At 69.9% G+C, this 20,754-nt stretch carries 17 protein-coding genes and 1 pseudogene; 13 read left to right on the top strand and 5 right to left on the bottom strand.

Going from position 1 to position 20,754, the window contains the following annotated elements; all coding sequences use genetic code 11:
* Positions 1-56 precede the first annotated feature (56 nt).
* On the top strand, positions 57-1,526 hold the full coding sequence (gene der / locus ACIPEK_RS11945) for a ribosome biogenesis GTPase Der (protein ID WP_401993969.1): 1,470 nt from the start codon (positions 57-59) through the stop codon (positions 1,524-1,526).
* Between the two features lie 69 nt (positions 1,527-1,595).
* Here der and ACIPEK_RS11940 read toward each other — a convergent pair whose 3' ends face one another.
* Together ACIPEK_RS11940 and ACIPEK_RS11935 are read right to left on the bottom strand one after the other, a co-directional pair.
* Positions 1,596-1,961 carry a hypothetical protein gene (locus tag ACIPEK_RS11940; protein WP_383072349.1) on the bottom strand — a complete coding sequence of 122 codons (366 nt, stop codon included), beginning with the start codon at positions 1,959-1,961 and terminating at the stop codon, positions 1,596-1,598.
* Between the two features lie 137 nt (positions 1,962-2,098).
* Positions 2,099-2,899, bottom strand: coding sequence for a hypothetical protein (locus ACIPEK_RS11935; RefSeq protein ID WP_401994064.1), 801 nt, complete (start codon positions 2,897-2,899; stop codon positions 2,099-2,101).
* Positions 2,900-3,257: 358 nt separating this feature from the next.
* On the opposite strand from ACIPEK_RS11935, the gene ACIPEK_RS11930 reads away from it, so the two are divergent.
* From ACIPEK_RS11930 to ACIPEK_RS11915, 4 genes are all read left to right on the top strand, one after another.
* A complete protein-coding gene (locus ACIPEK_RS11930; protein ID WP_383072347.1) occupies positions 3,258-4,541 on the top strand; it encodes a glycosyltransferase family 4 protein in 1,284 nt (427 codons plus the stop codon).
* Complete coding sequence (locus ACIPEK_RS11925) at positions 4,538-5,392, top strand: transferase (protein ID WP_401993965.1); 855 nt, start codon at positions 4,538-4,540, stop codon at positions 5,390-5,392. Before ACIPEK_RS11930 ends, ACIPEK_RS11925 begins: the two co-directional genes overlap by 4 nt.
* Positions 5,393-5,448: 56 nt before the next feature.
* Entirely contained in the window at positions 5,449-6,408 is a 960-nt protein-coding gene (locus ACIPEK_RS11920) for a helix-turn-helix transcriptional regulator (protein WP_401993962.1), read from the top strand.
* 414 nt (positions 6,409-6,822) lie between these two features.
* Entirely contained in the window at positions 6,823-7,038 is a 216-nt protein-coding gene (locus ACIPEK_RS11915; RefSeq protein WP_401993959.1) for an I78 family peptidase inhibitor, read from the top strand.
* Positions 7,039-7,154: 116 nt separating this feature from the next.
* Here ACIPEK_RS11915 and ACIPEK_RS11910 read toward each other — a convergent pair whose 3' ends face one another.
* Positions 7,155-8,189, bottom strand: coding sequence for a phosphatase PAP2 family protein (locus ACIPEK_RS11910; RefSeq protein ID WP_383072343.1), 1,035 nt, complete (start codon positions 8,187-8,189; stop codon positions 7,155-7,157).
* Positions 8,190-8,743: 554 nt separating this feature from the next.
* On the opposite strand from ACIPEK_RS11910, the gene ACIPEK_RS11905 reads away from it, so the two are divergent.
* Together ACIPEK_RS11905 and ACIPEK_RS11900 are read left to right on the top strand one after the other, a co-directional pair.
* Positions 8,744-10,468, top strand: coding sequence for an MFS transporter (locus ACIPEK_RS11905; RefSeq protein WP_401993956.1), 1,725 nt, complete (start codon positions 8,744-8,746; stop codon positions 10,466-10,468).
* A gap of 73 nt (positions 10,469-10,541) precedes the next feature.
* On the top strand, positions 10,542-11,753 hold the full coding sequence (locus ACIPEK_RS11900; RefSeq protein WP_401993953.1) for an acyl-CoA dehydrogenase family protein: 1,212 nt from the start codon (positions 10,542-10,544) through the stop codon (positions 11,751-11,753).
* Between the two features lie 22 nt (positions 11,754-11,775).
* On the opposite strand, the gene ACIPEK_RS11895 is transcribed toward ACIPEK_RS11900, so the two are convergent.
* Positions 11,776-12,219: a cell division protein SepF gene (locus ACIPEK_RS11895; protein ID WP_383072340.1), complete on the bottom strand. Its 444-nt coding sequence runs from the start codon at positions 12,217-12,219 to the stop codon at positions 11,776-11,778.
* A gap of 308 nt (positions 12,220-12,527) precedes the next feature.
* Between ACIPEK_RS11895 and ACIPEK_RS11890 the strand changes: the two are divergent.
* Positions 12,528-13,761, top strand: a pseudogene (locus tag ACIPEK_RS11890) (DUF5685 family protein).
* A 58-nt stretch (positions 13,762-13,819) separates the two neighbouring features.
* Here ACIPEK_RS11890 and ACIPEK_RS11885 read toward each other — a convergent pair.
* Positions 13,820-14,764: an ABC transporter substrate-binding protein gene (locus ACIPEK_RS11885; RefSeq protein ID WP_401993949.1), complete on the bottom strand. Its 945-nt coding sequence runs from the start codon at positions 14,762-14,764 to the stop codon at positions 13,820-13,822.
* Positions 14,765-15,256: 492 nt separating this feature from the next.
* On the opposite strand from ACIPEK_RS11885, the gene ACIPEK_RS11880 reads away from it, so the two are divergent.
* Genes ACIPEK_RS11880 through ACIPEK_RS11860 form a run of 5 tightly spaced genes read left to right on the top strand, consistent with a single transcriptional unit; the run spans position 15,257 to position 20,745 of the window.
* Positions 15,257-16,123 carry an amino acid ABC transporter permease gene (locus ACIPEK_RS11880; protein WP_401993946.1) on the top strand — a complete coding sequence of 289 codons (867 nt, stop codon included), beginning with the start codon at positions 15,257-15,259 and terminating at the stop codon, positions 16,121-16,123.
* The gene (locus tag ACIPEK_RS11875) at positions 16,120-17,976 is read left to right on the top strand and encodes an FAD/NAD(P)-binding protein (RefSeq protein WP_401993944.1); all 1,857 of its coding nucleotides are present in this window, start codon (positions 16,120-16,122) and stop codon (positions 17,974-17,976) included. Before ACIPEK_RS11880 ends, ACIPEK_RS11875 begins: the two co-directional genes overlap by 4 nt.
* Positions 17,977-18,035: 59 nt before the next feature.
* A complete protein-coding gene (locus ACIPEK_RS11870; protein ID WP_401993941.1) occupies positions 18,036-18,935 on the top strand; it encodes an amino acid ABC transporter permease in 900 nt (299 codons plus the stop codon).
* Between the two features lie 38 nt (positions 18,936-18,973).
* Complete coding sequence (locus ACIPEK_RS11865; protein WP_401994061.1) at positions 18,974-19,726, top strand: amino acid ABC transporter ATP-binding protein; 753 nt, start codon at positions 18,974-18,976, stop codon at positions 19,724-19,726.
* A gap of 44 nt (positions 19,727-19,770) precedes the next feature.
* Entirely contained in the window at positions 19,771-20,745 is a 975-nt protein-coding gene (locus tag ACIPEK_RS11860) for an ABC transporter substrate-binding protein (RefSeq protein WP_401993938.1), read from the top strand.
* Positions 20,746-20,754 lie beyond the last annotated feature (9 nt).

The raw sequence follows: 20,754 nt of genomic DNA, 5'->3' as shown, positions 1-20,754 counted from the left end.
GTAGTGGGCCGCGTGGTCGTGGCCCATCGATGATGATGCAAAGAGGAACGGACTTCATGAACGACCAGATTCACTCCGACAGCTCGGACCACGAGCACGGAGCGCTTGGCGAAGCCGAGTACGCGGAGTTCATGGAGCTCGCCGCGGAGGAGGGCTTCGACGCCGAAGAGGTCGAGGGCGCGATCGGCGAGGCCGGTCACGGACCGCTTCCCGTGCTCGCCGTCGTCGGCCGCCCCAACGTCGGCAAGTCGACGCTGGTGAACCGGATCATCGGCCGCCGTGAGGCGGTCGTCGAGGACAAGCCCGGCGTCACCCGCGACCGTGTCACCTACGAGGCCGAGTGGGCGGGCCGCCGCTTCAAGGTCGTCGACACCGGCGGCTGGGAGCAGGACGTCCTGGGCATCGACGCCTCCGTCGCCGCCCAGGCCGAGTACGCGATCGAGGCCGCCGACGCGGTCGTCTTCGTGGTCGACTCGACCGTCGGCGCGACCGACACCGACGAAGCCGTCGTCAAGCTGCTGCGCCGGGCCGGCAAGCCCGTCGTGCTGTGCGCCAACAAGGTCGACGGACAGAGCGGCGAGGCGGACGCCACCGCACTCTGGTCGCTGGGCCTCGGCGAGCCGCACCCGGTCTCCTCGCTGCACGGCCGCGGCACCGGCGACCTGCTCGACGCCGTACTCGAAGCACTTCCCGAGGCCCCCGCGCAGCGCTTCGGCACCGCGATCGGCGGACCGCGCCGGATCGCCCTCATCGGCCGCCCCAACGTCGGCAAGTCTTCGCTGCTGAACAAGGTGGCGAAGGAGGACCGCGTCGTCGTCAACGAGCTGGCGGGCACCACCCGTGACCCGGTCGACGAGCTGATCGAGCTCGGCGGCATCACCTGGAAGTTCATCGACACGGCCGGTATCCGCCGCCGCGTCCACCTCCAGGAGGGCGCGGACTACTACGCCTCGCTGCGCACCGCCGCCGCCGTGGAGAAGGCCGAGGTCGCCGTCGTCCTGATCGACGCCAGCGAGTCCATCAGCGTCCAGGACCAGCGCATCATCACCATGGCGGTGGAGGCGGGGCGCGCCCTGGTGATCGCGTACAACAAGTGGGACACCCTCGACGAGGAGCGCCGCTACTACCTGGAGCGAGAGATCGAGACGGAGCTCGCGCAGATCGCGTGGGCCCCGCGGGTCAACGTCTCCGCCGTCACCGGCAGGCACATGGAGAAGCTGGTTCCGGCGATCGAGACCGCCCTCGCCGGCTGGGAGACCCGCGTCCCCACCGGCCGGCTGAACGCCTTCCTCGGTGAGATCGTCGCCTCCCACCCGCACCCCGTCCGCGGCGGCAAGCAGCCCCGCATCCTCTTCGGCACCCAGGCGGGCACCAAGCCGCCGCGCTTCGTACTGTTCTCCTCGGGCTTCCTGGAGCACGGCTACCGGCGCTTCGTCGAGCGCCGGCTGCGCGAGGAGTTCGGCTTCGAGGGCACCCCGATCCACATCTCGGTGCGGGTCCGCGAGAAGCGCGGTCGCAACAAGTAGCACACAAGGCCCCGTGACGGAGCCCCGGACCGTTTCACATACGAAACGGTCCGGGGCTCCGTCGTACGGTCAGGCCTCTCTCGATCCCGACCCCGGGGGCAGCGCCGCAGGCTGGGCCCGCCCGGAGTGCCGGCCCACCCGCTGCCAGGAGCCGAGGCTGCCGGTGTGCGTGCTCGGGCCGCTGCCGTGTCCGGTGGCCCCGCTGGGTACAGAGAGGCCGCTGGAGAGTCCAGTGGTGAGGCCGGAGAAACCGGAGTGGCTGCTGAGCGGGACGCGGCTGCCGAAGAGCCCGGCGCCGAAGGCCATGAAGCCGAGATGCTCCTCGCCGCTACGATCACCCGGCAGCGCCCGGAACGACCGGCGGTACTCGGAGTACAGCGCGTCGTAGATCGGAGTCTGGGACTGACCGCCCGATGGCTCCTGCGAGGGACGCATGGCAGGGATCGGGCTCGGGCGCTGGTGGGAGGAGTCGTATGAGTGCACGTATGTGCCAACGACCCCATTGTCCGTCGGATGCGGGCCCGGCGGAGAAATAGCTGTTCGCCGCGGGTGCGAAGAGCCGACGGCCATGATCAGGTCCCGGCCAGCGGCATTGCCGCGGCGACCAGGAGCCCGCCGGCGGCGGCCCTGTCCAGAGCGTCGCGCAGCAGGTCCTCGCGGGGCTGCTGGCCGATCGCCCCCGCCGGGGCGGCGAAGACGAGCACGGTCTGCGACTTGTTGGCCGCGGTCCGCCAGCCCTCGGTGACCTGGAGCGGCGCGTGCGCCTGCCACCAGGCGACCGAGGCGCCGCCGCCGGTGCCGGGCTGGAGCACGGCGTGCAGCTGGCCCATGGCGAGCAGGACCGACCAGCCGTGCAGCACCGCGGGCACCTGGTCCATCCGGTGGACCGGGTGGAAACCCTGCTCCAGCAGCAGCTGGAGGAATTCGTCGCCCCGGCTGCCGTCCGTGCCCGGGCGGGCGATCGCGCCGGTCGGCTCGACGACGAGGGCCGGGTGGAGCTCGTCGTCGATCAGGACGAGGCCGCTGGTGATCCCGAGGACGGCCTGTTCGGGGCCGAGGCCCTCCGGGTACTCAAGGTGCTCAGGGTGCTCCGCGTCGTTGCCGGTGATGCTGCGTACGGCGCCCTGCAGCTGCTCCTCGGCGACCTGGACGACCTGCGAGGGGATGCAGGTCGCGTGGGCGAAGGCGAGGACAGCGGTTTCGTCACCGACGAAGAGCACCGTGCTGGTGCGTTCCTGTTCGGAGTCACCAGGGGTGCGGCAGGAGGTGCAGTCGTAACTGCCTGGGGTGTTGTCGCCGACGAGCAGCCGGTCGGCTTCGGCGTCGCCGATCTCGGCGCGTACGTCCTCGCTGACGTCGAGCATGCGCGGCACGGGTGGCTCCTCGAACTCGGTGCGTGCGCCGGGCGGTTCCCGGCTCATGCAGAAGACAACGGGCGATCTGCGGCAGGGGTCACGCGAGAAAGGGAACGTAATCGAACCGTCCGACGCAGAGGGTGAATCTCGGGACCCGAGGGGCCAATTACGACCGGTTTCTCCCGATTTGTCGTACGGCGATGTGGTCGACTCGGCCATGGGGCGGTTCACCGATACATCGACAAATCAGGAAAACGGTTGAGTATGAGGGTGGCTGAAACTGGCCGGTGCCCGGAATGAACCGCCGGCCGGTCTGCGCCGTCATGGCAAGTGCCGTCCCCCCGCCGACCAGCCGAACCAGGAGATATGGCGTTTCATGCACATTTCTTTCCTGCTCCACAACGCCTACGGAGTCGGGGGCACGATCCGTACGACGTTCAATCTCGCCGGGGCGCTGGCCGGGCACCACGACATCGAGATCGTGTCGGTCTTCCGGCACCGCGACATCCCCGCGCTGGGCGCCCCCGAAGGCGTGCGCATGAGCCATCTCGTCGACCTGCGGAAGAAAAGCCCGTCATACGACGGCGACGCGGCCGAGCACGCCCGTCCCGCGACCGTGTTCCCGCGTGGCGACAGCAGGTACCGCCAGTACAGCAGGCTGACCGACGCGCGGGTGGCGGACCATCTGCGTTCCCTGGACGCGGATGTCGTGGTCGGAACCAGGCCGGGGCTCAATGTGCAGATCAGCAGGCAGGCCCGGCTCGGTCCGGTCCGGATCGGGCAGGAGCACCTCACCCTCGACAGCCACAGCTACCGGCTGCGCCGCGAGATCGGGCATCGCTACGCCCTGCTCGACGCGGTCACCACAGTCACCGAGGCCGACGCCCGCGCCTACCGGACCGGGCTCAAGCTGCCCGGCGTACGGATCGAGGCCATTCCCAACAGTGTGCCCGAGCCGGGGATCGCGCCCGCCGACGGCGACAGCAAGTGGGTGATCGCCGCAGGCCGGCTGCACAAGGTCAAGCGGTACGACCTGCTCGTCAGGGCGTTCGCCGACGTGGTCGCCGTCCGTCCGGACTGGCGGCTGCGCATCTACGGCGGCGGCGACGCGACCGGGAACGAACGCCAGACGCTGCTCGCACTCATCGGTGAACTCGGCCTGCACAACCACGTGTTCCTGATGGGGCCGGTCAACCCGCTGGAGGCCGAGTGGCCCAAGGGGGCGATCGCCGCAGTCACCTCGGACCGCGAGTCCTTCGGCATGACCATCGTCGAGGCGATGCGCTGCGGCCTGCCGGTCGTGGCCACCGACTGCCCGCACGGCCCGCGCGAGATCATCGAGGACGGCACCGACGGACGGCTGGTGCCGGTCGGTGACGCGACGGCGGTGGCGGACGCCCTGCTCGGTCTGATCGGCGACGACGAAGCGCGGCACCGCTCGGGCCGCGCCGCACTGGCCGCGTCTCAGCGGTTCGACCCGTCACGGATCGCCGAACGCCATGAGCGGCTCTTCACCGAACTCGCCTCCCGAGCCCCGCGCGACCGCTCGCACGGCGCTCTGCGCACCACACTGCACCGAGCCCGCGGCACCGTGCTGGACGGGGCGTACGCCCTGCGCTACAAGGCTGCCGATGTCATCCGCAAGGGGAAGCCCGCATGACCGTCTCCGCAGAGCGACAGACGCCACGAGCCGACTGCACCGCAGGCCCCGACGGCGGGATCACCTTCGACCTCGACCTCCGTCGCCGCGAGGCCGGGGAGACGCCCGAACTGCTTCTGCGGCTGCGCGGGGCCAAAGGCACGGGCGGCGACGGCGACACCGTACGGCTGCCCCTGAGCCCGCTCGGCGGGGGACGGCTGCGAGCGGTCCTGCCGGGCACCGTGGCGCCCGCCGAAGGCCGCTGGGACGTCTACGTGCGTGAGCCGGGCGCGGACGACGACGGAGCGGTGGCTGTCGAGCCCGGAATCAGGGATGTGCGGCTCCTCATGGACCGCACCCCGGAGACCGGGCGGATCGCGGTCCGTATCCCGTACCCGACCGTCGACGGCCGGCTCGCCGTGCGCTGCTGGGTCCGCTCACCGCACGCCGAGGCCGGGCCGGTCACTTTCGACGGGGGCAAGATGACCGTCGAGGGCACGCTGTACGGGACCCGCCTCGGGGAAGACGCCCGCGTCGAGGCGCGACTGGCCGGCGCCCCCGACAGGGTCTGCCGGGTGCCGGTGGCCGGGAAGGAAGGCACGTTCTCCTTCACTCTTCCGCTCGACCGGCTGAGCACCGGGCCGGTTACCGAGCAGCAGCTGTGGACGCTCTGGCTGCTCCCCGGGACGGGCGCCGGGGAGCCGGCCGACGGCGTACGGATCTCCCGCATCCTCGACGACGTCTGGGACCGCAAGAACAGCTTCGTCTACCCGGGCCGCAGCGCAGGGGAGGGCGTCCGCGCCGTCCCCTGCTACTCGGCCGACAACGATCTCTGCGTACGGCTCGTACCGGATCCGGCGCAAGCCCGGTAGACCGTCGGCAGGGGTTGCGGACGCAGGCTGTCCGCAACCCCTGGCAGACTCGCCCCATGTTGGAGACCTCGGCACGACTGCTGCGCCTGCTCTCTCTGCTCCAGGCCCACCGGGACTGGTCGGGCGCCGATCTCGCGGAACGGCTCGGGGTCACCCCGCGGACCGTCCGCCGTGACGTCGACAAGCTGCGCGAACTGGGCTACCCGGTCGACGCCAGCCCCGGCACCGGCGGCGGATACCAGCTCGGCGCCGGTGCCCAGCTGCCGCCGCTGCTCCTCGACGACGAGGAGGCCGTCGCCGTCGCCGTCGGGCTGCGCACTGCGGCGGGCCATGGCGTCGAAGGCATCGGCGAGACCTCTGTACGCGCCCTGGCCAAGCTCGAACAAGTGCTGCCGAACCGGCTCCGGCGCCGGGTGAACGCGCTGAACACCTTCACCGTGCCGCTGCTTCGCGGACCCGGCGCGTCCACCGCCGATCCGGGTGTCCTCACCGAACTGGCCGGAGCCTGCCGGGACAGCGAGCGGCTGCGCTTCGAGTACCGGGACCACTCCGGCTCCGTATCGCGCCGGATCGTCGAACCGCACCGGCTGGTGTGCACCGAGCGCCGCTGGTATCTCGTCGCCTGGGACCTGGACCGCGCGGACTGGCGCACGTTCCGCGCGGACCGGATCACGCCCACGCCGCCGCACGGCCCGAGATTCGTCCCCCGCGACGCACCGGCCGAGGATCTGGCCGCCTATGTCGCGAAGGGAATCTCGACCACCGTGTACGCGACGCACGCGGTGATCCGGCTGAAGGTGGGGATCGAGCGCGCGGCCGAACGGATCTCGCCGTCCTCAGGGGTGCTGGAGGCGGAAGGCGCCGACAGCTGCCTGCTGCGCGCCGGGGCGGCGAGTCTCGATGTGCTGGTCATCCACGTCATGCTGCTGGGGATCGACTTCGAGGTCGTCGAACCGCCGGAGCTCAATGACGCGATCAGGGCGGCCAGGGACCGGCTGTCCCGGGCCCTGGGCTGAGCGCCTCCTCCGGCGTCGCCATACAGGGACGGCTCGGGTTGTCCGCTATCCGGGCGGCGGTGGGCGGCTGTCCCCGGCCCGTGGTACGGATTTTGTGACCAAAAGATAAGGCTGCCATAAGGAAGCGTGAATTCTCGGTGGCACGCTCATTTACGCAGGCTATTCGACCCGGGAATTCCGGCTGTTCGACATGGAATATTCCGCTTTGTTTTCGGGCCTTCCGTGTGATTGTTTTCCGGCCTGTGTGGTTACTGTGTGTCCGGTAGCGGGCCGCATGCTCGGGTGGCGTGATCCGAGCGGCACGCGTGTCGTGATCCTGTGACACAAGCGTGACCGCCGAGGGACGTGAGGATGCCGTGCGGTGGCCGGTGCCCCGGCTTCCGTCGTGGTCCGCGGCCGCCTACGGTGAGAGGCATGGCACCCATACCGACTCCTCCCGCCCAGCCGGACGACACACCCGGTGCGTACGTCGGCCTCTCCGTCGACGCGGCCGAGCAGCGGGCCCGCAGGCACGGCTGGAGCACCGTCAGATCCCTGCCGCCGGGCGCGATCATCACCATGGAGTTCCGGAGCGGACGGATCAACTTCGAGGTCGCCGATGCCGTCGTCACCCGCTGCTGGGTGGGCTGAGGATCCCTGCGCCCCGGGCTCCGGGCCCGGGCATGAGCGAAGGCCCCGACCGAAGTCGGGGCCTTCACCGTGCGGGGGAGCGGCTGTGCGTACCGGTCCCGCTGCTCCCGGGGGGTTCAGCCGCCGGTCATCGGGCGGGCGGGGGTGGTGCCGCCGCGTGGCGTACGGTCCGCGTGCGGCGGGCGGCGGCTGCCGGCCGGGGTGACCGGGGTCCGCTCCGAGCGCACCAGATGCGCCGGGGGCGCCGGGTGTGCACGCGAGCGGGCGCCCGTGACCGTGCCCGTTGTGGTCGCTGTGTGTCCTCCCGCGGCGACCGGCTCCAGCACCGGGCTCTCCGCCACGGCGTCGCCGCCGTCCGGTTGCGGGAGCAGTACGGTCCGGGGCCCTCCGGCTGCGACGGGCATGGAAGGAACGGGACGGCCGCGTCCCCGCAGGATCTCGCGCTGGGCGAAGATCCAGGCCTCGGCCCGGGTGATCAGCGGCTCGACCCAGGGCAGGCCCAACAGGATCAGCAGTCCCGCCGCCCAGCCCAGCAGCACATCGCTGAGCCAGTGCGTGCCGAGGTAGACGGTGGTGAGTCCGACGCCGAGCGAGACGATCGCCGACGTGGCCGACAGGTAGCGCCTGGCCCGCGGGGTGGTCGCCAGGTAGGCGAGGATCCCCCAGGTGACGACCGCGTTGGCGGTGTGGCCCGACGGAAATATATCGCCGCCGGAGAAGAGCTCCGCGGAGCCGATCTGGGTCGCGTAGTGCGGACCGAGCCGCCCCAGGCCGATCTTGACCGCGCCGACCGTCATATTGAGCAGCAGCAGTGCGGCGGCGAGCGTCAGCAGGGGCCGCAGTGTGTGCTGCCGCCAGGAGCGCCAGCCGAGCCAGCAGGCGACCATGGTGGCGGTGGGTCCGCGCTGGCCGAGCACGATGTAGTAGTCGAGGAAGGCATGGATTTCCGGCCACTGTTGATACGGCCGGAAGAGCATGACCTTCCAGTCCAGAGCCACCAGCCAGGAAGAGACCAGCACGGCAACGACGATGGCGAGATAGAACGCCAACGTCCCGCAGAAGAGAGCGATGCGGTGACGGCTCATCCGCGGTGGCTCTATCTTCGGCGGCTCCGGCTCCCGGTCCAGGCGGGCAAAGATGTCGGTACGCACCCAATCGACGTTACAGCGAGTTAGCGCGCGAACAGGTCGATCCGGTCTCTTTGTGATGACGATGTGATGTGGACTATGTCTCAGCCGGGCCTTAATTCCCGCCCCGAAGAAGCATATCGGTGGGTCTCTGCGCTATTGATTTCGCACTCATTTCGGAAGGGTGTTTGCGTGCGGACGGAAAAGCGCAAGGGTGCCGGTATGAATTTCTCCGACCTCCCTGAGGGGTGGAACGGATGGTGTTCGTCCGGTTACCGAACGCTTTCGGTGCGGGCCCGGCGCACGCTCCAGGAGTCGCGCCGAGTACCTTCTGTGCCGGGTGCGAAAGCCGTCCGCGCGGGTTCGTGCAGGTCCGAGCGGGTCCCGAGCGGCGGCTCGGCGTGGCGTACGCCACACTCCACGGCCCATCGGGGTATGAGGTGGACCACGTGTGAGTGCTCCGAACTCGCGTACGCTGACGGATCACTCGCCCGTCGATGCCGGGCCCCGAGGGGCAGCGAACCGCTGCATCCCCGGCTGGCCTGCCGAGCGCGAGGGACCTTTTGGGAGGTACATGCATGTCCGGGACGACCACAGCCCGAATCCGGCTGCGCTCAGCCGCCGACGGTGCCAATCGATGGGTCGTCCTTGTTGTCCTCTGCCTCAGTCTGCTGCTCGTCGCGCTCGATTCGACCGTGCTCCATGTCGCCGTCCCCGCCGTCACCGAGGACCTGCGGCCCAGTGCCGTCGGTCTGCTCTGGATCGTGGACGCCTATCCCCTGGTCTGCGCCTCGCTGCTGATCCTCTTCGGCACCCTCGGCGACCGCGTCGGCCGACGCCGCATTCTGCTGCTCGGCTATGCCCTCTTCGGCGTCGCCTCCGCGATCGCCGCGATGGCCGACAGCCCCGGCGTACTGATAGCGGCGCGTGCCCTGCTCGGCGTCGGCGGCGCGATGATCATGCCGGCGACGCTGTCGATCCTCCGGCAGGTCTTCCCCGACCGGCGCGAACGGGCCGTGGCGATCGGCGTCTGGACCGCGGTCGCCGCCGTCGGCGCCGCCACCGGACCCGTCATAGGCGGCTTCCTCGTCGAGCACTTCTGGTGGGGCTCGGTCTTTCTGATCAACATCCCGCTGATGGCGCTGATCCTGCCGGTCGGCCGCCTGCTGCTCCCCGAGTCACGCGGCAGCAATGACGGCCCGTGGGATGTGCTTGGCGCGCTGATGGCCGCGGCCGGAGTGCTCGGTGTGGTCCTGGGAGTGAAGCGGGCGGGCACCGGTGAGGGGCCGCTGAGCCCGGCCACACTGGCCCCGCTGCTGATCGGGGCCGTACTGCTCATAGCCTTCGTGCGCCGTCAGAAGCGCCGTACGCATCCGTTGATCGACATCGGGATGTTCTCCGGGGCCGCCTTCTCGACCGCGGTGGGCTGCATCATCCTCGCCATGCTGGCTCTGGTCGGGCTGGAACTGATAGCCGTTCAGTACCTCCAGCTCGTCCTGGGTCTGAGCCCGCTTCAGACCGGTCTGCGGCTGCTGCCGCTCACCTTCGCGGCCATGGCCGCGGGCGCCACCGGCTCGTACACCCTGCGCCGCATCGGGCCGCGCCGGATGGTCGGCTGGGGCTTCGTGCTCACAGCCGCCTCGGTGCTGGCCCTGACCGCGATGGGGCAGCACGACCGGCCCGGCCTGCTGACCGCGGCCTTCGTCGCACTGGGCTTCGGGCTTCAGTCCACGCTCTTCGGGGCGTACGAATCCATGCTCAGCGAGGCCCCCGCCGACCGGGCGGGCGGCGCGGCAGCGATCGGCGAGACCTCCTACCAACTGGGCGCGGGCATGGGGATCGCTCTGCTCGGCAGCGTCATGAACGCCGCCTACGCCCCCGGACTCGCGAAGCTTCCCGAAGCGGGCGTCCCCGCCGTGGACGGTGCGGCCGCCTCCCACTCGCTGGGCGAGGCATACCAGGTGGCGGACCGGCTGGGTGGCCCGCTGGGCGAGGTGCTGCGCTCCACGGCCCGCCACTCCTTCATCACCGGGCTGCATGTCACGCTGCTGGTCAGTGCGGCTCTGCTGCTGGTCGGAGCGCTCGCCGCGCTGCGGCTGCCGCGGGTGATGGAGTGCCCGTCGCCGGGTGTCCGTGAACCCCAGGAGGCCGACGATGTCCGTGAGTCGCCGGGGCGGAGCGAGGCGCCGGAATTCCACGGAACGCACGAGGCGCCCGCCGCGGGCCCCACGCAGCGGCCGCGCCCGCTGTCCGCCCGGCGCCGACCCGCCGAGGCGACCGGCTCTGGACGGGCGGGCCACTGAGCCGTAACGTCGGTGCGACACCATAACTAACACTGCTAGTTTTAGTATCGTGCGAGCCGCCGGAGGCACCCTCATGTCCACCACTGAGTCCCCGAAGCTCCCGCCCTTCGACCCCGCCGACCCGATCGGCATCGACGATCTGCTCGGCGCCGAGGACCTCGCCATCCGCGACACCGTCCGCGACTGGGCCACCGACCGTGTCCTGCCGCACATCGCCGAGTGGTACGAGAACGGCGAGCTGCCCGGCATCCGTGAGCTGGCCCGCGAGCTCGGTTCGCTCGGTGCCCTCGGCATGTCCCTGCAGGGGTACGGCTGCGCGGGCGCCACCGCCGTTCAGTACGGACTGGCCTGCCTGGAGCTCGAAGCGGCTGACTCGGGAATCCGCTCCCTCGTCTCCGTACAGGGATCGCTCGCCATGTACGCCATCCACCGCTTCGGCTCCGAGGAGCAGCGGCAGCAGTGGCTGCCGGGTATGGCGGCCGGCGAGATCATCGGCTGCTTCGGCCTCACCGAGCCGGACCACGGCTCCGACCCGGCCGGGATGCGGACGTACGCCAAGCGCGACGGCGAGGACTGGGTGCTCACCGGCCGCAAGATGTGGATCACCAACGGCTCGGTCGCCGGGGTCGCCGTCGTCTGGGCGCAGACCGACGAGGCCGGCGCGGCCGGCGGAATCCGCGGATTCGTCGTGCCGACCGACGCCCCGGGCTTCTCGGCGCCCGAGATCAAGCACAAGTGGTCCCTGCGCGCCTCGGTCACCAGCGAGCTGGTCCTCGATGAGGTACGGCTGCCGGCCGATGCCGTACTTCCCGGGGTCACCGGTCTCCGCGGCCCGCTCAGCTGCCTCAGCCATGCCCGCTACGGCATCGTCTGGGGAGCGATGGGCGCGGCGCGCGCCAGCTTCGAGTCGGCCCTCGACTATGCGAAGACCCGGGAGCAGTTCGGCCGGCCGATCGGTGGCTTCCAGCTCACCCAGGCCAAGTTCGCGGACATGGCCGTGGAACTGCACAAAGGCATCCTGCTCGCCCACCATCTGGGCCGGCGGATGGACGCGGGCAGGCTCCGCCCGGAACAGGTCAGTTTCGGAAAGCTCAACAATGTGCGGGAGGCGATCGAGATCTGCCGTACCTCGCGCACGATCCTCGGTGCCAACGGGATCTCGCTGGAGTACCCGGTGATGCGCCATGCGACGAATCTGGAGTCGGTGCTCACCTACGAAGGAACCGTGGAGATGCACCAGCTGGTGCTGGGCAAGGCGCTCACCGGCCTCGACGCGTTCCGGTAGACCGGTCCGGCGAGCGCCCTGCTCAGCTCTGGTTGAAGAAGCCGTCGGCCGGCCGGCCGACGGCTTCGCCGTTGACCACCTGGGTGTCGGCCGGGGTCAGCAGGAAGACCCGGGTGGCCACGCGCTCGATCGAGCCGCGCAGTCCGAAGGTCAGCCCCGCCGCGAAGTCCACGACGCGCTTGGCGTCGGTGGGGTCCATGGTCGTGAGGTTGACGATCACCGGGACGCCGTCCCGGAAGAGCTCTCCGATCGCTCGCGCGTCCCGGAAGCTGTCCGGGGTGACGGTGGCGATCCGGCGGCCCGTCTCCTCGGCCGCCTCGGAGGCCACTTGCACCCGGGGGTCGGTCACCCAGGCCTGACCGGTCCCGGTCCGTGCACCCTCGGCGTACTCGTCGTCGTCGTAGTACCGCTCGTCGTTGTCCTCTACGAGGCCCAGCCAGGCACTCGCCTTGCGCACCGATCCCATGGACGCCTCCTCTCACCGCGGTTCCGTGGTGTTCCGCATCTCTTTCGTATCCCTATGGTCGTCCATGATGCGGATCGTGCGCCAAGTGGATAGTCGGCGCGCAGGGGATTCGTGACGGTACTGGTGCAGAAGATGTGGCGGTTCGTCAAGGTTCCTCCCACATCAGGGGCCTGAAAGAAAGAAAATATGATGCACCGCTCCGTACGGGTGACATGGGGGACGTATGGGTGAACGGAGCCCTCGATACGATGCACGTCGCGCATGCGCACGAGCGCGGCGCACAGGTGAACGACTCTCGGGGGATCGTCGTGTTCGGAATCGTCAGGCCCTGTTCCCACCGCATTGTCCGAGGGGCTCAGGACCGAGTGGATGGCCCATCTCTGCGGGCTCTGTCTGGCACTCCGTTCCGACCACGGGTAATTCGCCCGGATCGTCACGAACTATGACGGTCTCATCGTCTCGGTTCTGACGGAGGCTCAGGCCGAGCGCACCACCGGATGGCGACGTACCGCGGGGCCCTGCCCGCTGCGCGCCATGCGGACCGCTCCGGTCGCCCGCGGCGAGGGAGCCAGGCCGGCCGCCGCCGTCTCCCTGGTGCTGGCATCGGCCAAGGTGCGGGACCACGTAGCCGACCGGGACGGCCTGTTGAAGCGCCGCCCGGTCGCCGCCGCAGCGCGCCGGGTCGACGCGGGCTGGGACCGGGCCGGCGCGCGCACCGCCGCACAGCTCGGCTTCGACACGGCGCTGCTCGTCGACGCCGTCGACCGGCAGACCGGCATCGAACTGCTCGCCGGGCCCGGCACCCCGCTGCTCATGGTCACCGAGCCCACCGAGGCCGTCACCTCGGCGGCCTTCGCCCACACCGCGATACTCGCGGGCAAGCCGCAGAACGCGGAGCCGCTGGCCGAGGCGGGCCGCCTCTTCGGACGCCTGGCGCATCTGCTGGATGCCGTGGAGGACCAGGAAGCTGACGCCGCGTCGGGTGCCTGGAACCCTCCCCCAAGGCCTAAAGGGCCAGGGGGTACCCCCTCCGCGACCGGCACCACGCGGGCCGAGGCCCGGCGGCTCTGCGACGACGCGCTGCGCGACGCGGAGTTCACCGACGACAAGCTGGCCCATGTGCTGCTGGTGCACGAACTGCGGCAGTCGGTGGACCGGGCGTTCGGCACCACGGCATGCTCGCACCGGGCAGGCGGCCCGGCCGTGGACGGAGCTGTCCCTCCGTCAGGTGTGCGGCGGAGCGGGTCCTTCGGGCCGCCGCCCGGCAATCCGTACGCGCCGAGCCCCGGCAGCCCCGTCGGCCCGCCGCAGCCCCCGCCCGAGCCCCCGCGCGACCGGCGCGGTCTGATCGCGGGCTGCCTGGTGTGGGCGGGACTGGCCTGCACCTGCCAGATGTGCTGCGGCACCTTCAACGACCTGTGGACCCATCAGCGCCGCGAGGGACTGTGCAGTCAGTGCGACTGCTGCGACGCCTGTGACTGCTGCAGCAACTGCGGGGACTGCTGCGAATCCTGCGACTGCGGGTGCGACTGCAGCTGCTGAGGCGAGGTGTCCGGCCTCGCGGGCCGGGCGGGACTTGGCCGCCCCGGCCCGGGCCGGATCACTTGATCTCGGGCGGCGAGATCTGAGAGGTCTTGATCGCCGACGCGCTGATGCCCCACTTCTTCAGGATCCGGTCGTAGGTGCCGTCCGCCTTGAGGCCGTTCACCGCGGCCTGGAAGGCGGGCGCCAGCGGGGTGCCCTTCTTGAAGGCGAAGCCGACGTCGAGGCGTTTGAACTCATTGAGGAAGCGCACACCCTCCTGCTGCTCCACCGCGTAGCGCAGCCCGTTGATGGTCGACATCACCACATCGCTGCGGCCCTGCTGGAGCGAGCCCCAGATCGCGCCCTGGTCGCTGTAGGTTTTCACCTCGTACGGTTTCCTGCCCGCGTCGGAGCACAGGTGCCTGTTCTCCTCCAGCGTCACCTCGAAGGTGGTGCCCGCGCCGGTGCCCACGGTCAGGCCGCAGAGCTGGGTGAGATCGGTGACCTTCTTCAGCTTGCTGTCGTCGCGGACCGCGAAGCCCTGGCCGTCATTGATGTACGTGACGAAGTCGATCGCCTTGCGGCGCTCCTCGGTCACCCCGAAGTTCCCGGTGCCCACGTCGTACTTCCCGCTGCCCAGCGCCGGCAGGATCGCCTCGAAGGAGGCCACCTCGCGCTTCGGCTTCAGCCCGAGCTTCCTGGCCACCGCGTCCGCGAGGTCGATGTCCGTACCGGCCACCGTCCTGCCGTCCTCGAGGTAGGTGGCGCCGGGCGGACTGCCGATGCTGGAGGCGATGGTGAAGGTGCCGGAGGCACGGACACCGGCGGGCAGCAGTTTCGCCGCGGCCTCGTCCTTGCGCACCGACGACACGACATCCGTCGTCGGGATCCTTCCCTTGGCTGCCGCGGTCCCGGCGGCGCCGGCCGGTGCCGCCGCCGGATCGCCGGACCCGCACGCGGTGAGGGCGAGAGTGGCGACGGTGATCAGCGCGAAGGCAGCGGAGTGCCGGGTTCGGGACATGAGGCGTGGTTCTCCAGGTTCATCGGCCGTGAACAGGCACGAAAGCGCGGCAGCAGGGCAGCGCGCAGCGACACCACGGTCGTGGCGAAGGAATTCGGCGGAGCGGGGAAACGGCGGAGCGAGGGGAGGGCGGAGCGGTGTTGTGTACGTGAAGGCACGCAGGGAACAGTGCTCAGGCGCCGCACACGGCGCGAGGCAGAGACGCGAAAAGACGCAGGGGGTCAGCTCAACAGGAGGAGGACCACACGCGACCGAAGTCGATGTGGGAGCGCTTGACCAGCCACTGCTGCGAATGCATGGCCCAAGTGGAACAGGCATCCAGCGGTCCGTCAACTGAACTGAGACGTACGACTCACAGTGTGGACAAGGTTGACAACACGCAGTGAACAGCGCTTACCTCGGAGGCGGACCGGTGCTGAGGGGCCCGGTCCACGTTGTGTTTCTGCTGAAGGCGCGCCCCGTGTTCGATCTCTGCATCCACGGAGCCTTCGCATGTCCGCGCAGACAGATACCCGCCCTCCGTCTCCCCCCGCCCCGCTCACGAAGAGCGCTGATGCCGACCGGCTCCGCATCGTCCCGGTACGCAGGACAGGACAGTGGGCGGCGGCCGTGGTCGCCCTGGCGCTCCTCGCCCTGGCGCTGAACTCCGTCATCCGCAACGAAGCCTTCCAATGGGATGTCGTCGCCGACTACTTCACCACCACCGCAGTCCTGCGCGGCCTCGGTCTCACCCTCTGGCTCACGGCGCTGGTCATGGTGCTCGGCTTCGCCTTCGGCACGCTGCTCGCCGTCCTCAGGCTCTCCGGCAACCGCGTTCTGCGAGCGGTCAGTTGGGGATACGTCTGGCTCTTCAGGTCCACCCCGATCCTGGTCCAGCTGCTGTTCTGGTTCAACATCGGCGCGCTCTACCCGGAGATCCTCGGCGTCCGTACGGTGAACCTCCTCGGCCCCGTCACGGTCGCCGTCATCGGGCTCACCCTGCACGAGGCCGCGTACGCCGCCGAAGTCGTCCGCGGCGGCATCCTCTCCGTCGAACGCGGACAGATCGAGGCCGCCCAGTCGCTCGGCCTCGGACCCTGGCGCCGGCTCCGCCGGATCGTGCTGCCGCAGGCGATGCGCTCCATCGTCCCGCCCGCCGGGAACATGCTGATCGGCACCCTCAAGGGCACCTCGATCGTCAGCATCATCGCCGTGCAGGACCTGCTGTACTCGGTGCAGCTCGTGTACCACCGCACCTACCAGGTCATCCCGCTGCTGCTGGTCGCCACCATCTGGTACGCCGTCGTCACCTCGTTGCTCAGCATCGGCCAGCACTACATCGAGCGGCACTACGCGCGCGGCACGGCCGGTGCCCGATGAGCCGGTCACCGACGCTCGTCGTCATCGGCGCCGGGCCGCGTGGCACCGGCCTCATCGAGCGCATCGCCGCCAACGCCCCCGGCCTGTACGAGGGCCGCCCGCTGGACATCCATCTCGTCGACCCGTACCCGCCGGGCGGCGGACGGATCTGGCGGCACGACCAGTCGCCGCTGCTCTGGATGAACTCCATGGCCGAGGACGTCACGATGTTCACCGACGAAACGGTCCAGCAGGAAGGGCCGATACGCCCGGGGCCCGCGCTCCACACCTGGGCGGCGGACATCCGGGACGGGCGTCTCGCGCTCCCGGACGAGGGCGGCATCGATCCACAACTCCTGTCTGAGATAAAGGCGTTGGAGGCGGGCGACTTCCCGAGCAGGCGACTGCAGAGCGTCTATCTGCGCTGGGTGTACGAGCAGGCCGTGACCGCACTTCCGAAGGACATCACGGTCCACTGGCACAGGGGCAGGGCCGTGCGCGTCACCGGGCCGCGCGAAGGCCGTCAGCGCGTCTGGCTGGAGGGGTACGACAAGCCGGTCCCCGCCGATCTCGTCGCCGTCACCATCGGCCACCTCGACGCCGAACCAGAGCCTGAACAAGTCGAGTTGGCCAACTTCGCGAACCGGCACGGACTCGTCCACCTGCCGCCCGACTTCACCGCGGACACCGATCTGACCGACCTGCCCGCGGGCGAACCGGTCATAGTCCGGGGCTTCGGACTCGCCTTCGTCGATCTGATGGTGCTGCTCACCGAGGGCCGTGGCGGACGGTACGAGAACGGCGAGTACGTGCCGTCCGGCAGAGAACCCGTGCTCCACATCGGATCGCGCCGGGGTGTCCCGTACCACTCCAAGATCGGCTACGCCTGGCAGGGCGAACGGCCGCCGCTGCCGCGCTTCCTCGGCCCCGACCGGACCGAGGCGCTGCTGAAGACGGACGAGCCGGTCGACTTCCGGCGCGATGTGTGGCCACATGTCGACAAGGAGCTCGGATACGCCCACTACCACCGGCTCTTCACCGCCCACCCCGAGCGCACGACGGGCGACTGGCCCGAATTCGAGGCGAAGTACGCCGCCGCGGACCCGGCCGGCCCCGAGCTGCGCGCCCTCGTGTCGGCCGCCGTCCCCGACCCCGCCGACCGGCTCGACCTGGAAGCGCTCGACCACCCCCTGGACGGGGTGCGCCACCCCTCGTACGACACACTGCAGGAGTGGCTGCGGGGCTACATCGCCGCCGACCTGGAACGCCGCCACGACCCCGCCCACAGCCCGGACCTCGCCGTCTTCCTCGGACTGCTGTCCGCCTACGGGCAGTTGATCCGGCTCGGTGACATCGGCGGCTGGTGGCACGGCTTCTTCAGCTATCTCGCCTCCGGCCCGCCGGGACCCCGGCTGCACCAGCTCCTCGCGCTCTCCCGGGCCGGTGTCGTCCGCTTCCTCGGTGCCGGAATGACCGTCGAGGCCGATGAACGGCGCGGCGTCTTCCGGGCCGGCAGCGCCACCGTGCCCGGGCAGCAAATCGAGGCCCGCGCCCTGGTCGAGGCCCGGCTGCCGGACCCCTCGCTGGAACGCACCCGCAGCCCACTGCTCCAGGCTCTGTACGAGGACGGGGCCGCCGCCACCGGCACCGGGCTGCTCTCGGTCGACCCCGACAACGGCCGGATCCTGGGCCGCGACGGCCGTCCGCACCCGCGCCGCTTCGCGCTCGGCCCGTTCACCACCGCGCGCGCCGGCGGAGCGTTCACCCGGCCGCGCACCGGCGGCCCGGCCTTCCGGCAGAACGACGCCACCGCGCGCACGGCGCTCACCTTCCTCCGGGACCTCGCCTGTAGCGACGGCTCCCTCGGCGCCTGACCCCGGCTCCGCGCGAAGCCCCACCCCACCCTCGTACACCTGCAGCTCAAGGACGCCTCATGTCCCTCACCAGCGATCCACCCATCGGCAAGGCGACAGGACCACATGTCGCCGCGCCCACCACCGCCGACCACGACGCGCTCACCGTCGTCCCCGTACGACACCCCTGGCGCTGGGTCGCCGTCGCCGCCACCGCCGTCGTACTCGCCCAGTTCCTGCACGGCCTGGTCACCAACCCAGGCTGGGAGTGGGACGTCTTCGTCCAGTTCTTCACCGCCGGAACCATCCTCAAGGCCGTCTGGGTCACCCTCCAACTGACCTTCTACGGCACAGTCCTCGGCTTCGCGCTGGGCATCGTCCTCGCCTTCATGCGGCTGTCGGCCAGCCCGTTCCTCAGCGCGGTCGCCTACGCGTACATCTGGGCGTTCCGCTCCATCCCGCTCATCGTCCAGCTGCTCTTCTGGTTCAACCTCGCCTATCTCTACAAGGAGTTGCAGTTCGGCATCCCGTTCGGGCCCGGCTTCTTCTCCTTCGACACGATGAACCTGGTCGGCGCGATGAGCGCGGCCGTCCTCGGACTGGCGCTGCACCAGGCCGCCTATGCGGCGGAGATCGTCCGCGGCGGTGTACTGGCGGTGGACGGCGGCCAGCTGGAGGCCGCCGCCGCGCTCGGGATTCCCCGGCACCGGCAGCTGCGGCGGATCGTGCTCCCGCAGGCGATGCGCTCCATCCTGCCGAACGCCGCCAACGAGATCATCTCGCTCTTCAAGGGCACCTCGATCGTCTCCGTGATGGCGATCGGCGAACTCTTCTACCAGGTCCAGGTCGTCTACGGACGCAACGGCAGGGTCGTGCCCCTGCTGATGGTCGCGACGGTCTGGTACATCCTCCTGACCACCGTGCTCTCCGTCCTCCAGTACTACGTCGAACGTCACTACGCCAAGGGGACCGCGCGATGAGCAGCACCACCACCGACACCACCGGATCCGCGGACGCCATGGTCGAGATCCGCTCCGTCCACAAGCGCTTCGGCAGCCTCGAAGTGCTGCGCGGCATCGACCTGTCCGTGCGCAGCGGAGAAGTGACCGTCGTCCTCGGCCCTTCCGGCTCCGGCAAGTCCACGCTCCTGCGCACCATCAACCACCTGGAGAAGGTCGACAACGGCTGGATCAGCGTCGACGGCACCCTGGTCGGCTACCGCAGGGACGGCAACAAGCTGTACGAGCTCCGCGAGCGCGAGGTCCTGCGACAGCGCACCCGGATCGGCTTCGTCTTCCAGAACTTCAATCTCTTCCCGCACCTCACCGTGCTGGAGAACATCGTCGAGGCCCCGGTCGCCGCCCTCGGCCGCCCGAAGAAGGAAGCCGTCGCCGCCGCGGAGAAGCTCCTCGCCCGGGTCGGGCTCGCCGACAAGGCGGGGGCGTACCCCAAGCAGCTCTCCGGCGGGCAGCAGCAGCGGGTCGCCATCGCCCGCGCGCTGGCCCTCGAACCGAAGCTGCTGCTCTTCGACGAGCCGACCTCGGCGCTCGACCCCGAGCTGGTCGGCGAAGTCCTCGACGTCATCAAGGACTTGGCGCTCCAGGGCACCACGATGATCGTCGTCACGCACGAGATCGGTTTCGCCCGCGAGGTCGCCGACACCGTCGTCTTCATGGACGAGGGACGGATCGTCGAGCAGGGCGCCCCCGGCGACGTACTCGACCGTCCGGAGCACGAGCGCACCCGCGCCTTCCTCTCCAAGGTTCTGTGACTCCGCCCATGTTCCCTTCAGTGTTCTTTTCAAGGAGTACGCACGTGTCCGTCCGCCGCACCCTTTCCGCCGCACTCGCCACCCTCACGGCCGCAGGACTGCTCACGGCCTGCGGTGCCGGTGACGCCGCCACCAGTGAGGCGAAGCAGAAGGGGCAGCAGGGCACCGGTATCAATATCGGTCCCGACCAGCACCGGATCAGAGGCGCGAAGGTCGACGCCATCGCGGCGAAGGTGCCCGAGGCCATCCGCAAGCGGGGCACGCTGCGGCTGGGCGCGAGCGCCGATGCCTCGCCGCCACTGGGCTTCTACGCGACCGACGACAAGACCCGGATCGGCTCGGAGATCGACATGGCGACCCTGATCGCGGACACGCTCGGCCTCAAGCCGCAGTTCGAGGAGGTTTCCTGGGAGAACCTCTTCGTCGGTCTCGACAGTTCCAAGTTCGACGGAGTTCTCTCGAACGTCACGGTCACCGAGGAGCGCAAGGAGAAGTACGACTTCGCGACCTACCGGCTCGACAACATCGCCTTCGAGGCCAGGAAGGGCTCCGGCTGGAAGGTGAAGGAGCCGAAGGACGTGGCGGGGAAGACGATCGCCGTCTCGTCCGGGACCAACCAGGAGAAGATCCTCGTCGACTGGAGCGAGCAGAACGTCAAGGCCGGGCGCAAGCCGGTGGACATCAAGTACTTCCAGAAGGACACCGACTACTACCTGGCCCTCCGGTCCGGCCGCATCGACGCCTACCTCGGCCCCAGCCCGTCCACCAACTACCACGTCGCCTCGGTCGGCCAGTCCGAGATCGTCGGCACGCTGTCGGGCGCGGGCGACGGGCTCCAGGGCGAGATCGCCGCCACCACGAAGAAGGGCAGCGGTCTGGTCGAGGCGTACGCGGCCGCCATCGACCACGTCGTGCAGGACGGTTCGTACGCCAAGGTGCTGAAGCGCTGGGGGCTCTCCGACGAGGCTGTCGCGAAGTCCGAGATCAACCCGCCCGGCCTGCCCAAGGCCAAGAACTGAGCCCCGAGA

It is taken from the genome of Streptomyces sp. NPDC088246 (genome assembly GCF_044741025.1).
Lineage (GTDB): Bacteria > Actinomycetota > Actinomycetes > Streptomycetales > Streptomycetaceae > Streptomyces.
Note: the sequence above shows the minus strand (reverse complement) of the source record. Positions and strands in the feature narration are given on the sequence as shown.